We start from the raw sequence: 13,491 nt of genomic DNA on the forward strand, positions 1-13,491 counted from the left end.
TCTGAGACTTAGTCCGTCGCTACGGCGGGTCGTCGTTCCATGCTCTTCAAGGAGGCAAGATGGGCCGCTTTCCGCAGTGCCTTGGGTTCAATACTTGTCGGTGTTCACCGGAGCAAAAGTTGCATAATTTAACGCAACATTACAACCCACGCTCCGCTTGCATGCACCGTCTGTATTTTCAATAGCTTGGCGGACTAACTCTCGGGGCGAGGGTTCTGATCCCTTCAAGAGCTTAAAAGGCTGGCAGCCACGCGGCGCAAGAAAGGGATTGCGAGATTAAAATGAAAGCGTTATATGTAGATACGTTCCTACATGGAGGCGACTATGGCTACGACTAACTTGACCAGCCGCGAACTGAATCACGATGTTGGCAGAGCGAAAAAAGCTGCTGAGGCAGGGCCTGTCGTCATCACCGATCGAGGCAGACCTTCGCATGTGTTGATGACGTACCGTGAGTTTGAGCGTCTGACAGGTAAGCGTCACAATCTTGTCGATGCGCTTTCAATGCCAGGATTGTCGAATATCGATTTCGATCTGTCTCGGTCGGTCATTGCAACTCGCGAAGTTGATCTCTCTTGAAATACTTGCTCGACACAAACGTTGTCTCCGAGCTCCGTAAAGTGGGTGACGGTAAGGCTGATCTGAACGTGACGACTTGGTTAGGTGCCAAGGATTCTCGTGATCTGTATATTTCTGCCATAACAATTTTAGAGCTTGAGCGCGGGATACTCAGCATCCAGCGCCGTGACATCGAGCAGGGCTCTCGCTTACGAACCTGGATGGATAGCCGAGTTCGACCGGAGTTCGCTGAGCGCATGATCTCTATCGATGAAGCAATTGCGACGCGATGTGCTCACTTGCATATTCCGGATCGCCGCAATGAAGCAGATGCACTCATTGCTGCGACAGCGATCGTGCATGGACTAGTGGTTGTCACACGCAACATTCATGATTTCCAAGGTACAGGCGTTGTTCTCGTAGACCCATGGCGTGCCTAAAGACCGGCATGCGGGGCGCCTTGAAATTGTTTCTGCGAGCTCGGCAGGAACCTCATTGAGTTTTCGAAATGCAGAGGTCGGCCGTTCAGATTATATCAAGGCGAAATGGCTTCGAGAAACAAGCTCGATACCTCAAAAGATATGTATTTTAACCTGTTGCTGGAGATGAAGGTCATAACGTAATATGCCCAAGGGTAGCGATGTTGCGTACTTCCGGCAGCAAAGGATTGCGGTTGTGGGGACTCCAAATGGCGTGAAGCTCTGCAACACATTCTTCTCGCAAATCCAAGGATCGAAAGATCACATCATCGAAGCAGGCGTTTTGGGTGCCGGCCGGAACTAGCGCCAGGCCGATGCCGGCGCTGACCAGTGAGAGGATGGCCTGAGAATGGGTCATGCTTTGAACGACGCGGGGGGCAATACCGTTCTGCTCCATCAGTCTGGTCAGCTTGTCGTGCAGATAGCGTGCAGGCGGGGAAAACATGATGAAGGGCTCACCATTGAGCGCATCCAGCGCAGGTCGGCGTTTTGCGGCAAGCGGATGCGCGCGAGGGATGGCGAGCATCATGGGTTCGCGCGCAACGCACAGGCTTTCCAGATGATGATTGCCGGTAAGCGGGCGGGAAAGTCCGAGATCGATATCGCCGGCATTGATCGCTTGAAGCTGCTCGGCCGTTTCCATCTGCACCAGTTCGAGTTCGACCTGAGGTACGGCAGTACGCGCCCGACTGATGAACCTCGGCAGGAAACTATAGGTGCTGGCGCCGACAAAGGCGATTTTCACTGCCCCCGCACTCCCGCGTGCTGCCCTTCTTGTCGCGGTTACCGCTGCATCCCCCTGTTCAAGCAGTTTCCGGGCCTCCGCCAGAAACGCTACCCCTGCCGGCGTCAGGACGACGCTGCGGCTGGTTCTCTCGAAGAGTGTGACGTCGAGTTCCTGCTCCAGCAGCTTGATCTGCCGGCTGAGTGGAGGCTGGGTCATATTCAAACGCCGGGCCGCGCGGCTGAAATTCAGCTCGGCGGCGATGGCGACAAATGAACGGACCTGTCCCAAATCAAGCATCTATTCAATCCTGGTATCAATATCCAACAGAAAACAACTTGGACTTAAATTGATTGCCGCGATATCAGTCAAGACGAGGGCCGCTCGGCGGGTGAAAATCAGAGAGGCGAAGATGGATACGCAGCCAGCAAAAACCGGCCACCGGCAACAGGCCCTCGGCGCAGACAGCATTGCCTGGATAAAGCTTTCCTCGATCTTCCTGCCGCTGAAGGCGCCGATAAGCGATGCAAAGGTTTTGACCGGCAGGCAGAGGCCTTTGACCGAAGTCGCTTTTCTCTTTGCGGAAATAGAGACGAAGCACGGCCATAGCGGCATTGGGTTCAGCTATTCCAAGCGTGCCGGTGGTCCGGGTCAATATGAACACGCCAAGGAGATCGCGAGCGTCCTTATCGGCGAAGACCCGAACGACATTGGCAAGCTGTGGAACAAGCTTTGCTGGGCCGGAGCGTCGGTCGGTCGCAGCGGGCTTGCCGTCCAGGCGATAGCAGCCTTCGATGTGGCCTTGTGGGACCTCAAGGCGAAACGTGCAGGCCTGCCGCTTGCCAAGTTGCTCGGCGCCCACCGCGATTCCGTGCAATGCTATAACACATCAGGTGGCTTCCTGTCGTCGCCGATTGAGGAAGTTCTCGATAATGTCGAGCGCTCGATTGCTGCGGGCATAGGTGGGATCAAGATCAAGGTCGGTCAGCCCGATATGGCTGTCGATCTCAAACGCGTCGCGGCGGTGCATGAGCGCCTCGGCGGCAGGGTGGCGATGATGGTTGATGCGAACCAGCAGTGGGATCGCCCCACCGCTATGCGTTTCGGCCGTCTCATGGAGCCCTATAATCTGACATGGATCGAAGAGCCGCTCGATGCCTATGATGTCGAAGGCCATGCGGCGCTCGCCGCAACGCTCGATACACCGATCGCAACCGGCGAAATGCTGGCGAGCGTTCTGGAGCATATCTCGTTGATTGAGAATAAATCCGTCGATTTCATCCAGCCCGATGCGCCGCGCGTTGGGGGCATCACGCAATTCCTGAAAATCTGCGCGCTGGCAGAGTCCAGGAAGCTGCAGCTTGCGCCCCATTTCGCCATGGAAATCCACCTCCATCTGGCGGCCGCCTACGAGCTTGAGCCTTGGGTGGAGCATTTCGACTGGCTCGATCCGCTTTTCAACGAGCGGCTGGAGATCAGGGATGGCCGCATGCTGGTGCCAAGCCGGCCAGGTCTTGGCATTACGCTTTCGGAACAGGCCGATCACTGGACGCGGGCCACGGCGGAATTTGGCAAGCGGCCGTAAGCGCGCTGCGTCAGGCGGTGCCGCGGGCAACGATGTGGAAACCGATATTGATCATGGCCTCCACATTCCCGTCGCCTTCTATCTTTCTGAGAATGGAGCGCGCTGCCTTGGTGCCGATGTCACGGCGATCGATACGGATCGTTGTCAATGGCGGGTGTGTGTAGGGAGCAAAGTCAAAATCGCCGAAACCGATAACGGCGAGCTGATCGGGTATGCTGCAGCCGCGTGCATTTGCTTCCGCTAGGGCGCCGTGGGCGACGACGTCCGATGAACAGAATACGCCGAGCGTGCCCTGCCCACTGTCCAGAAGCTGCGCCATCGCCAATCTTCCGTCCCGAAAGGTAGAGGGTGAATTCATTTCCAGCGCTGGTAACTCGACATCCGCGACCCCTCTGAGGCGACCGACGAAACCGTCGCGGCGCTGAACGGCGCGGGGATCGTTGGCACCGATCTGGGCATAGCGGTCGTAGCCCTTGACCAGCAGATGCTCGGCCGCCAGAGCGCCAACCGCCGCATGCGAGAAGCCGACCGCAGTGTCGAGCGGTGAGGGGGTGGAATCCCATATCTCGACAATCGGCAGGCCCGCGCCTGTCAACATGGCGCGTGTCCCTTTAAGATGCGTGATGCCGGTGAGGACGATGCCATCGGGACGGCGTGCCAAAATCGCGCGTGTCAGTTCCAGCTCGCGGGCATTGTCATAACCGGAAAGGCCAAGCAGCAGTTGATAGCCGGCGGCGACGAGTTCAGCGTTAAGCCCCTCGATAGTCTCGGCAAAGATCGTGCTGGAAACGGTTGGGACGATCGCAGCGATCAGCCGGGTGCGCCGGGAAGCAAGGCCGCCAGCCAACAGATTAGGCACATAACCCGTTTTTGCGATCACCCGCTCAATCACCTCCAGCGTGCGGGGCTTGACCAGAGCGGGAGTATTGATCGCCCGGGAAACCGTGACCGGCGAAACGCCCGCGAGCTTTGCAATGTCGGCGAGCGTGACCGGCCCGCCTGGTGCGATATAACTGCTTTTCTCGTGGTCGGCCATTTTTCATTCCCCTCAAAATGATTTACGCTTTCATTTTGAGCTTAATCAAGATGTTCGTCTAAAGTATTGTGGTGATTCAAGTTAATATGTTGAAACTTAATGATTAAAAAAACACCGTCTGCGGTTGCGGAAGAGATTTTTGGGGCTAAAATGAAAGCGCTTCCATTTCTTCGGGAGGAGGGTTTCGAAGGGTGGTGAGCAGTGCTGGCGGGAAGCCAGAAAAGTGGAGGAATTACTATGAACCTCAAGCGTTTCATGACGTTTGCGGCTGTCACAGCCGCAATATCCGCAATCGGTCTCCAGTCCAGTTTTGCCGAAGACTATCCGTCCAAGACGGTGACCGTCATTGTTCCTTTTGCCGCAGGCGGCAATACGGATACATTCGGCCGCCTTGTGGCTGAAGAATTGGACAAGAGGCTGGGACAACGTTTCATCGTTGAAAACAAGCCCGGTGCCGGCGGCAATATCGGCCTTGGCGACCTCGCGCGGTCAAAGCCTGATGGCTATACGATCGGTATGGGAACGGTCAGTTCCAACGCGATCAACCAGACGCTCTACAAGACCCTGCCTTATGACAAGGAAAAGGGATTTGCGCCGATTTCGCTGATTGCAAGCCTGCCGAACGTGCTGGTTGTCAATCCCGATAAGATAAAGGCGAATTCCGTCAAGGAGTTGATCGCCTTCCTGAAGGCGGAGCCGGGCAAGCACACTTACGCCTCTTCCGGCGTCGGGACGTCCATCCATCTTGCGGGCGAGCTTCTGGCCACCAAGGCCGATCTCGAGATCACGCATGTGCCTTACAAAGGCAGCAGCCAGGCCATTCTCGACGTTGTTGGTGGCCATGTGGACATGATGTTCGATAATATTCCGACCGCTGCCCAGCAGGTGAAGGCCGGCAAGGTCAAGGCGCTCGCCGTCACCAGCCTGGAAAAAGCCAGCTTGCTGCCCGACGTGCCGACCATGGCAAGCGTCATTCCCGGTTTCGAGGCGACCTCCTGGCATGGCCTGTTTGCGCCTCCCGGCACCCCGCCGGAAATCGTCGAAAAGCTCAGCAAGGAAGTCCAGGAGATCATCGCGGATCCGGCGATAAAAGCGAAACTCGAAGCAATGGGTGTGACGCCGGTCGGCAATACGTCGGTCGAATTCCAGGCGTTCATCGACAAGGAAACGACGAAGTGGGCCGAGGTCATCAAGGCCGCGAACGTCCCGCCGCAGTGATGCAGGCTGCCGGCCGGTATGATTTCCTTCGATGTCATTCCGGCCGGCACATTTCCACAGCGAGTATAGTGCCATGCTGAAGATAAAAAACGGTCGCGACTTCGCCGGCGGCGTGACGATGATTTTTGCCGGCCTGTTATTCATCTGGTTCGGTCGCAATCTGGAGGTCGGGAACTCGTTCCAGATGGGCCCCGGTTATTTCCCGACCATGCTCAGCCTGATCTTGATGACGCTTGGCGCGTTCATCCTCATCCAGTCGCTGATGGTAGGCGCTGAGGAAGGTGAGACCGAAACCTGGAACTGGAAGGCCTATTTTCTGGTGATCCTCGCTCCCGTCGGCTTCGGTCTCGTGCTGGCGGGGCTTGGCCTTGCACCCACGATGTTCCTGCTCATTGTCGGGGCATCGGCGGCCAGTCGTTATGTCAACTGGCGTCATTCCATCCTGTTGGGCCTGTTCCTGGCGGGCTGCTCCGCCCTGCTTTTCACCAAGCTCCTCGCGCTCCCTCTCCAGGCTTTCGGACCGTGGATCCCCTTCATCGGTGACTTTTTCTAGGGCTCGCCAGTCAGCCCCGAAACCGGATTGGATTACTTATGGACATCTTCTCTAACCTCTGGCTCGGCGCATCCACCGCTTTCCTGCCGATGAACCTGCTTTACGGCTTCATCGGCTGTCTTCTGGGAACTGCGATCGGGGTGTTGCCGGGGCTTGGGCCGACGGCCACGATCGCGATGCTCTTGCCGATCACCTTCGGCTTGCCGCCGGAATCCGCCCTCATCATGCTGGCTGGTATCTTTTATGGCGCGCAATATGGTGGCTCGACAACGGCCATTCTCATCAATCTGCCAGGGGAAAGCTCTTCGGTCGTCACCGTGATCGACGGTTACCAGATGGCGCGCAACGGCCGCGCGGGGGCAGCGCTCGCAACCGCAGCCCTCGGCTCCTTCTTTGCCGGCACGGTGGCGACCATCCTGCTTGCGGTTGCCGCGCCGCCACTTGCCGCAGTCGCGCTCAACTTCGGGCCAGCCGAATATTTCTCCCTTATGGTTCTGGGGCTTGTCGCCTCCGTCGCGCTGGCAAGCGGTTCGCTGCTCAAGGCCTTCGCCATGATCGTCTTCGGCCTGCTGCTTGGCACTGTCGGCACGGATGTCGAAAGTGGTACACCACGCTATGTCTTCGATATTCCCGAACTCTATGATGGATTGAATTTCGTTGCCGTCAGCATGGGCATATTCGGTATTTGTGAAATCCTGCGCAATCTGGAAAACGAGCAGGAGCGTTCGGTTGGCGTCAAGCGTGTGACGGGACTGATGCTGACGAAAGACGATTTCCGGCGAATTTGTGCGCCCGTTTTGCGTGGCACCGCACTTGGGTCCTTCCTCGGTGTTCTGCCGGGCGGTGGGGCTATGCTGGCCTCCTTCGCCGCCTATGCTGTGGAAAAACGGGTTTCTCCCAACCGGGTCGAGTTCGGCAAGGGTGCGATCGAAGGGGTTGCTGCCCCTGAAGCCGCCAACAATGCCGGCGCGCAAACATCGTTCATTCCCATGCTCACCCTCGGCATTCCCGGAAACCCGGTCATGGCGTTGATGGTCGGTGCGATGATAATCCAGGGCATCACGCCCGGCCCGAATGTGATCTCCGAGGAGCCGAGCCTGTTCTGGGGCATGATCGTCTCCATGTGGTCGGGTAATCTCATGCTCGTCATTCTGAACCTGCCGCTGATCGGGCTTTGGGTCCGGATGCTGACCGTGCCTTACCACCTTTTATTTCCGGCGATCATTGGCTTCTGCTGCATCGGCGCTTACAGCATCAACAACAGCGTTTTTGATGTCTTCGTCATGGCAGGTTTCAGCATTGTCGGTTTTGCATTGAGCAAGATGCGTTTCGAACCGGCGCCTTTGCTGCTCGGCTTCATTTTGGGGCCGATGCTGGAGGAAAATCTGCGCCGTGCGATGCTGATCAGCCAGGGCGATCCGACGATCTTTCTGCGCAGCCCGCTTAGCCTGTCGCTGTTGATCTTTGCGGTTGCGGTGCTGGCGCTGGTACTGTCGCCGAGCATCAGCCGCAAACGGGAGGAAGCGTTCACCGAATAGTGAGATTATAACAATCCCATCAGGTCGCTCGGCGACTATCTTGCTGCGGACGATCCGAAGCCGCGTGGCGACGGCCATGAAGGTTGTCCTGTGTGGGGGTATCGATGTATCTGGGGGCGGATACTCATTTGAACCTGCAGGCACATGGAAACATCGCTTTATCTGCCCATCAAAGGCTTTCTTGAAAAGGCGGGTTACACCGTCAAGGGCGAAGTTGGCGGTTGCGACCTTGTCGGTTTGAGCGATGGCGATCCGCCGGTTGTCGTGATTTGCGAGCTGAAACTGAGTTTCAATCTGGAACTCATTTTGCAGGCCGTTGATCGCGCGGCTATCGCCGATGAAGTCTGGATCGCGGCTCGGGTCTCGGCCAGGGGTAAAGGCCGCGAGGCCGACAGGCGTTACCGCGACCTTTGCCGCAGGCTCGGGATCGGCATGCTCGGTATCGCCGATACCGGCGAGGTCAGCATGATCGTTGGTTCGATATCGCCGATGCCGCGAACCAATCCGAAACGGCGGTCGCGGCTCATGCGTGAACACCGGAAACGACGCGGCGATCCAACAGCAGGCGGAAGCACCCGCGCGCCGATCATGACCGCGTATCGCCAGCAGGCGCTTGGCTGCGCTTTGGCGCTGTCGTCAGGGCCGATGCGTGTGCGTCAGGTCAGGTCCAGCATTCCGGATGCAGGGAAGATCCTGCTTGCGAATGTTTATGGCTGGTTTGAGCGGCTCGATCGAGGAGTGTATGGCCTGACGCCGGCCGGATGTGAAGCCTTGCAGCGATGGCCGCAGCAGGACTGCATTTGAGGCCGCGGTTTCACACCACTCCATTCAGATCTTCGGCGTCGGCTTGCGTCCCCGACTCACCTTTTGGGGGTGCTCTTTCCGCATTTGTTCCACCAGGCCGTCAATGCTTCCATGGCAGGACCAAGCCCTCTGGCCTTAAGCGGCCATCGGTTCGATGTCTTCTTCATTCAAATGTTCGACGGTCCACTTCATGATCAGTGGTAGGGGGACCACCGCCACGCCGCTTCTTACTGAAAAGGCGAAGCTGATTTACCAGAGAGGCGCTTGGCTGGCCGGAAAGGCGCAGAATAGCAGCGTTGCTATCATCTTTTTTGTGACAGTTGAGGCAAGCCGGAATATTCGTGCCGAATCTCCGTGGCTTGTTCGGCTCATCTACAACGATTGTGGAATAGCAGGGGCGTCAGTTTGAGTCTTTTCAGAATCCGGACCGGCTGCACAACAGACAAAGCGATGGCGCCTCGCCGGCATAAGTCAACCAGCTACCTTTCGGAATGATTAGATGACGATCACCAGCATCTGAGAGATTGCGAAATTGCGCTCACGGTCAATCAGAACGGGTGGCCCCTTGAAAGCGACCGGCTGCTTTTCCACCCCGAGATCCATAATGCCTTCAACCGCATCGACATCGTGTTCATCCCAGGAACTCCCACAATGGGCCAGAGTTCCGCGAATGAAGAGACCTCGAAACGGAACTGGCCAATAATAAAGGTCGAAGTCGCTTATGTTGTACTCCATTGGTCATGCAAACCACTAACGGGGCTGGTTATTGCTGGTCCCCAAAATGCATTGAGAGCGAACATGGAGCTCAACTGAGCGCTGACCCTTTGTAAGCTGGGGGCCGTGTGATCTCGTTCTCTGCGTCGATTCCGCACCGCTATCGACCGAACTGCTCGGGAATGGTACGCTTAAGACTTACCGGGCCTAGGACACGGCATGTGGATCAATAGGGGCATGATCAACGCTGACAGCCTTCCTCCGGAGTGATGCCTCCGGACGTGTACGGTAGCCCCGCTATATCTCTGCCCATTAGGCGCCGCGGCACGTTCTTGATTTGCGCAACTTTCTGGGGACCCGCATGCTCATTCTTTTCACAATTCTCATAGGATTCGTTGCCGGTCTACGCGCCATGACCGCTCCCGCCGTAGTTGCCTGGAGTGCCTATCTCGGATGGTTCGATATTTCACAAAGCAGTCTCTCCTTCATGGGGTCGATCTGGGCCGTGGCGATTTTTACCGTGCTTGCCATCATCGAACTCATCACCGACCAGCTTCCCAGCACGCCTTCACGCAAAGTGCCCATGCAGTTCGGAGCACGTATCGCGGCGGGCGCTCTCAGCGGTGCGACGATCGCCGCAACTGAGGGCATGGTGGTTGTTGGGCTCCTCGCGGGTGTCGTCGGCGCTGTGATCGGAACATTTGGCGGTGCGGCTGGTCGCGGCTATCTCGCCAACCGGTTCGGCCGTGATCTCCCCGCCGCCCTCATCGAAGATGCGGTCGCCATTGCACTTGCACTGCTCGCCGCGACGGCCGTGTCATGAGGGAGTACGACGCGATCTTCATTGGAGCAGGACAGGCCGGACCGTTCCTCGCCGCCCGCATGGCCGCGATGGGCCGCAAGGTAGTCCTGATCGAACGGAAGTTTCTTGGCGGAACCTGCGTAAATGCCGGATGCATGCCGACAAAGGCCCTGGTCGCCAGTGCCAAGACCGCCGAGGTCGCCCGGCGTGCATCGGAATTCGGCGTCAAGATTGATGGCGAGCCCATCGTGGACATGTCGGCCGTGGCAGCCCGCGCCAGGAAGGTGACCCTAGACGCGAGAAGCGGTCTGGCGGCTTGGTTCGACAGTCTCGAGACGATGGATGTGGTCTATGGCCACGCCAAATTCGTCGCCGCGAAGGCGGTATCCGTGGAAGGGAAGCGCTACACCGCCCCGCAGATTTTCATCAATGTGGGCGCGCGGCCGCATATCCCCGATGTTCCGGGCCTCGCCGACGTGCCTTATCTCACGAGCACGTCGATGATCGCGCTTGAGGAATTGCCGAAGCATCTGGTCATTCTCGGTGGCAGTTATATTGGATTGGAATTCGCCCAGATGTATCGGCGCTTCGGCGCGGAGGTCACTGTCATCGAGCGCGGGCAGCACCTGGCGGCTCGGGAGGACACGGATATCTCGCAAGCCATCGCGGATGTACTGACAAAGGATGGCATCCAGATTCTTCGGGGCCACAATCTGCTATCCATTGCCAGAGACGGCGCAGACGTGGTCGTGCGGACTGATCAGGGCGAAGTTCGTGGCAGCCATGTCCTGGTCGCCGTCGGACGTCAGCCGAATACCGACGATCTCGGGCTCGATCTCGCAGGCGTCGAGACCGATCGGCGCGGCTTCATCACCGTCGATGAGCGTCTGCAGACGACTGCCGACGGTGTCTGGGCACTTGGCGACTGCAATGGGCGAGGGGCCTTCACCCACACATCCTACAATGATTTCGAGATCGCGGCGGCGAACCTCCTCGACGGCGGCGACCGCAAGGTGACCGACCGCATCCTCGGCTATGGCCTCTACATCGATCCACCGCTCGGGCGTGTTGGCATGACAGAGCGCCAGGCGAAAGAGGCCGGCCACCGGATCAAGGTCTCGACCCGTCCCATGAGCCGCGTCGGCCGCGCCGTCGAGAAGGGCGAGACGCTCGGCCTCCTCAAACTCGTGGCCGATGCCGACACCGACCAGGTACTCGGTGCCGCCTTTCTCGGGGTGGGGGGTGACGAGGCGGTCTATGGCGTTCTCGATGCCATGAACATGGAAGCCACGACCGAAAAACTTAGATGGGCCGTACCGATCCATCCGACCGTCGGCGAACTGGTGCCGACGTTGATCGGCGACCTCAGGGAACCTGACGCTTAGCCAGGACCGAACAACATTGAAGCAGTCTGCCAATCTCATTGTTAGGGAAACAGTCCCACCCACTGCAGACCCAGTTCGTGGGGCGGAAATCTTGATTGTGGGTCGTACCTGTTTGGGCGGCAGCCATTTACAATGGGCCCAGAGAATTGCAGGCTGCTTACTGCCTCTAAAGCAACCGTGACGTTAAACCAAGCTCTTGCTTAGCCTGCCGATCTCGTGCTGAGGGAGTTTGTAATAACAGCGTCGGTGGTTTTGATCCCATCAAGGCGAACGTCCCTGCCACCCGTCTCAACGACAGCGGATCCGAAAACAAAGTAATTTCGCTCGTCTCGATAAGAAGCTGTCGTCGGCCCCGTCCGTGGCAGTTCAAGGCATGGCCGAACGCTGAACCGGCGAACCGCCTTAGCTCGACTGAGCGGCCGCGCTGAGCTTGCGACTTCCCTCAAGCAAATGACGCTGCAAAATTGCACTCGCAGCGTCGATATCCCGATCTCTGCAAGGCTTTAGCAGAGCACGGTGCTCGTCCTGCGATTGCTGGTCATAGTCTAAGCTGGATAGCAACACCCGCACGTAGCGGTATGACGAACCGGAGAAGAAAATGAGGAACGCAGAGCGTACAAGCCCGCTTCGGTACCGTGGGGTATCGACCATCGGCAGCTTTTGCTCTGCATTTTTGGTTTTCGGAGTGGCCACGGCGATGTCAGCGGACATGACGCCGGAGTGCCTTCTCAATATCTGCGAAGCACCATCGTACAGACCGCGATGATCGACGTTTTGACAGAGATAAAATCGTCAGGTCAACGCTCTTATCTGTGCCTATGTCAGTTTGCCTCTATGGTGATGGTGTAGCTTGAGGGGTTGTCCGTATAGGTACGCAACAGATACGTCCCCGCATTCACTTCGTATTCGATGCTGGGTTCATGCGAGAAGGCAGTACTGATCAAAAGGCCATCGACGCCGAGACTGCCAACCACGCGCAGGTCGAATGTGACGTCTGGTTGGTCTGCCGCGATCCTGACTCGGGTAGCGTTCGGCAACGTGAAGGCGAACCAGGCGTCCTTCATTGGCCCTTCGCCGGTTCGTCCCCTGAAGGTCAGGACGCCTTCGACCTTACCCAAATCGGCAGGCTGTTCCGTTGTACCGGCGGTGACGTAACGAGATTCCGCAAAAGCGGGCATATCCGCCGGGCAAAGCAGCGCGATGACGACCGACAACAGGCGCAAAACTGGTAGAAGTCTTTCAATCATTGTTTCCCGTCCGAACAGCCCGCTTCCCCAGAGGTACTCCAGGAAGCCGTTCATGCGCAAACCACCCCTGCTGGACATGTTTACATCAGCCTTTTAGGGTCCGCTTCGGTCAAAGCCAGTGGCATGTTGCCGTTCAGGCATATCCGGCGAAAAGAGGAGAGTGGCTGCCCTTGAACAGCGTAACGTCAGCAGAGTGGCAGGAATTTGTGATCCAGAGGTCGAGGAAGCTTCCTGACCCCGCCGTGGCCGAGGCCCTGTCGAGGTTTCAGCTGGTGTCCGGAGGACCCCAAAACGAAACCGCGGACGCGTGCATTCATCGCGGCGATCTCGCGATTGACGGGGATTTCGTCCCGTCTTCATGGATCACTGTCATCGACGGAAACCTGCATGTCAGCGGCAAAGTCTCAACATGCATCGAAGGGGGCGATGGGCATGTTACCCTCGTTGTCTTTGGCGATCTGAACTGCGGCAGTATCGACAATGACTGGGCCAGCATTATCTTCGTCACTGGAGATGCCGTCGTCAGGGACTGGGTTTTTGCGTCCAGGGAAGACTCGTCGATGGTTGTCGGTGGCGATTTCAGGACGCCGATTTTTATCGGTGCCGATATCTGGGTATCTGTCGGCGGCTCGGTCGAGATGGAATACGGATACGGGTATGCAGTCGCTCTTGCATGGTTCGCTGATGCCTATGGTGCACCCCAGGTCCGGCCGACATATGGTTGGCGCGAGTTGGCAATGAAGCTCGGCTTGGGGCAGGGTCGTATTCGCGAGGAGCAGCTTATGGAATTGCTGGAAGAGCGTTTGCGAACGACAGGAAGCCTGTTGCGCCCGGTGTGAACGCCGGGG

The 13,491-nt window shown here is 57.7% G+C and carries 14 protein-coding genes and 1 pseudogene; 10 read left to right on the forward strand and 5 right to left on the reverse strand.

The window, feature by feature from the left end; translation table 11 throughout:
* Positions 1–324 precede the first annotated feature (324 nt).
* Entirely contained in the window at positions 325–579 is a 255-nt protein-coding gene (locus tag PH605_RS20390; RefSeq protein WP_078053837.1) for a type II toxin-antitoxin system Phd/YefM family antitoxin, read from the forward strand.
* Entirely contained in the window at positions 576–998 is a 423-nt protein-coding gene (locus PH605_RS20395) for a type II toxin-antitoxin system VapC family toxin (RefSeq protein ID WP_078053807.1), read from the forward strand. Before PH605_RS20390 ends, PH605_RS20395 begins: the two co-directional genes overlap by 4 nt.
* 172 nt (positions 999–1,170) lie before the next feature.
* Here the strand turns inward: PH605_RS20395 and PH605_RS20400 are convergent, their stop codons facing one another.
* Entirely contained in the window at positions 1,171–2,061 is an 891-nt protein-coding gene (locus tag PH605_RS20400; protein WP_078053806.1) for a LysR family transcriptional regulator, read from the reverse strand.
* Positions 2,062–2,173: 112 nt separating this feature from the next.
* Here PH605_RS20400 and PH605_RS20405 point away from each other — a divergent pair, with 112 nt between their 5' ends.
* Positions 2,174–3,346, forward strand: a complete 1,173-nt coding sequence (locus tag PH605_RS20405) for an L-talarate/galactarate dehydratase (RefSeq protein WP_078053805.1) — start codon at positions 2,174–2,176, stop codon at positions 3,344–3,346.
* A gap of 10 nt (positions 3,347–3,356) precedes the next feature.
* Here PH605_RS20405 and PH605_RS20410 read toward each other — a convergent pair whose 3' ends face one another.
* Entirely contained in the window at positions 3,357–4,382 is a 1,026-nt protein-coding gene (locus PH605_RS20410; RefSeq protein WP_142845877.1) for a LacI family DNA-binding transcriptional regulator, read from the reverse strand.
* 237 nt (positions 4,383–4,619) lie between these two features.
* Here PH605_RS20410 and PH605_RS20415 point away from each other — a divergent pair, with 237 nt between their 5' ends.
* The 4 genes from PH605_RS20415 to PH605_RS20430 all read left to right on the forward strand — a co-directional run bounded on the left by PH605_RS20415 (position 4,620) and on the right by PH605_RS20430 (position 8,495).
* Positions 4,620–5,600: a Bug family tripartite tricarboxylate transporter substrate binding protein gene (locus tag PH605_RS20415; protein WP_142845878.1), complete on the forward strand. Its 981-nt coding sequence runs from the start codon at positions 4,620–4,622 to the stop codon at positions 5,598–5,600.
* Between the two features lie 73 nt (positions 5,601–5,673).
* Positions 5,674–6,153 carry a tripartite tricarboxylate transporter TctB family protein gene (locus tag PH605_RS20420; RefSeq protein ID WP_080855003.1) on the forward strand — a complete coding sequence of 160 codons (480 nt, stop codon included), beginning with the start codon at positions 5,674–5,676 and terminating at the stop codon, positions 6,151–6,153.
* Positions 6,154–6,191: 38 nt separating this feature from the next.
* On the forward strand, positions 6,192–7,691 hold the full coding sequence (locus PH605_RS20425; RefSeq protein ID WP_080855004.1) for a tripartite tricarboxylate transporter permease: 1,500 nt from the start codon (positions 6,192–6,194) through the stop codon (positions 7,689–7,691).
* 144 nt (positions 7,692–7,835) lie between these two features.
* Complete coding sequence (locus tag PH605_RS20430; RefSeq protein ID WP_078053800.1) at positions 7,836–8,495, forward strand: DUF2161 domain-containing phosphodiesterase; 660 nt, start codon at positions 7,836–7,838, stop codon at positions 8,493–8,495.
* Between the two features lie 498 nt (positions 8,496–8,993).
* Here PH605_RS20430 and PH605_RS20435 read toward each other — a convergent pair.
* Positions 8,994–9,218 (reverse strand): annotated as a pseudogene (locus tag PH605_RS20435) (glutathione S-transferase N-terminal domain-containing protein); the annotation flags it as partial.
* A 352-nt stretch (positions 9,219–9,570) separates the two neighbouring features.
* Here PH605_RS20435 and PH605_RS20440 point away from each other — a divergent pair.
* A complete protein-coding gene (locus tag PH605_RS20440; protein WP_078053798.1) occupies positions 9,571–10,032 on the forward strand; it encodes a DUF4126 family protein in 462 nt (153 codons plus the stop codon).
* Positions 10,029–11,396: an FAD-containing oxidoreductase gene (locus tag PH605_RS20445; protein WP_078053797.1), complete on the forward strand. Its 1,368-nt coding sequence runs from the start codon at positions 10,029–10,031 to the stop codon at positions 11,394–11,396. The genes PH605_RS20440 and PH605_RS20445 overlap by 4 nt, the downstream gene beginning before the upstream one ends.
* 402 nt (positions 11,397–11,798) lie before the next feature.
* Here PH605_RS20445 and PH605_RS20450 read toward each other — a convergent pair whose 3' ends face one another.
* Both PH605_RS20450 and PH605_RS20455 read right to left on the reverse strand, forming a co-directional pair.
* Positions 11,799–12,107 (reverse strand): FCD domain-containing protein, encoded by a 309-nt coding sequence (locus PH605_RS20450; protein ID WP_223215703.1) that lies wholly within the window; start codon positions 12,105–12,107, stop codon positions 11,799–11,801.
* A 110-nt stretch (positions 12,108–12,217) separates the two neighbouring features.
* Positions 12,218–12,697: a PPC domain-containing protein gene (locus PH605_RS20455; RefSeq protein ID WP_078053770.1), complete on the reverse strand. Its 480-nt coding sequence runs from the start codon at positions 12,695–12,697 to the stop codon at positions 12,218–12,220.
* A 116-nt stretch (positions 12,698–12,813) separates the two neighbouring features.
* Between PH605_RS20455 and PH605_RS20460 the strand changes: the two genes are divergently transcribed.
* A complete protein-coding gene (locus PH605_RS20460; RefSeq protein WP_078053769.1) occupies positions 12,814–13,482 on the forward strand; it encodes a hypothetical protein in 669 nt (222 codons plus the stop codon).
* The last annotated feature ends 9 nt before the right edge of the window (positions 13,483–13,491 follow it).

Origin of the sequence: Agrobacterium sp. CFBP 3001 (assembly GCF_027871605.1) — a bacterium.
Lineage (GTDB): Bacteria > Pseudomonadota > Alphaproteobacteria > Rhizobiales > Rhizobiaceae > Agrobacterium > Agrobacterium leguminum.

Coding starts and splice junctions, on each gene's coding strand:
- PH605_RS20445 (WP_078053797.1), top strand. CDS start 10,029: ATGAGGGAGTACGACGCGATCTTCATTGGAGCAGGACAGGCCGGACCG.
- PH605_RS20430 (WP_078053800.1), top strand. CDS start 7,836: ATGGAAACATCGCTTTATCTGCCCATCAAAGGCTTTCTTGAAAAGGCG.
- PH605_RS20400 (WP_078053806.1), bottom strand. CDS start 2,061: ATGCTTGATTTGGGACAGGTCCGTTCATTTGTCGCCATCGCCGCCGAG.
- PH605_RS20425 (WP_080855004.1), top strand. CDS start 6,192: ATGGACATCTTCTCTAACCTCTGGCTCGGCGCATCCACCGCTTTCCTG.
- PH605_RS20405 (WP_078053805.1), top strand. CDS start 2,174: ATGGATACGCAGCCAGCAAAAACCGGCCACCGGCAACAGGCCCTCGGC.
- PH605_RS20450 (WP_223215703.1), bottom strand. CDS start 12,107: ATGTCCGCTGACATCGCCGTGGCCACTCCGAAAACCAAAAATGCAGAG.
- PH605_RS20420 (WP_080855003.1), top strand. CDS start 5,674: ATGCTGAAGATAAAAAACGGTCGCGACTTCGCCGGCGGCGTGACGATG.
- PH605_RS20415 (WP_142845878.1), top strand. CDS start 4,620: ATGAACCTCAAGCGTTTCATGACGTTTGCGGCTGTCACAGCCGCAATA.
- PH605_RS20455 (WP_078053770.1), bottom strand. CDS start 12,697: ATGAACGGCTTCCTGGAGTACCTCTGGGGAAGCGGGCTGTTCGGACGG.
- PH605_RS20440 (WP_078053798.1), top strand. CDS start 9,571: ATGCTCATTCTTTTCACAATTCTCATAGGATTCGTTGCCGGTCTACGC.
- PH605_RS20410 (WP_142845877.1), bottom strand. CDS start 4,382: ATGGCCGACCACGAGAAAAGCAGTTATATCGCACCAGGCGGGCCGGTC.
- PH605_RS20390 (WP_078053837.1), top strand. CDS start 325: ATGGCTACGACTAACTTGACCAGCCGCGAACTGAATCACGATGTTGGC.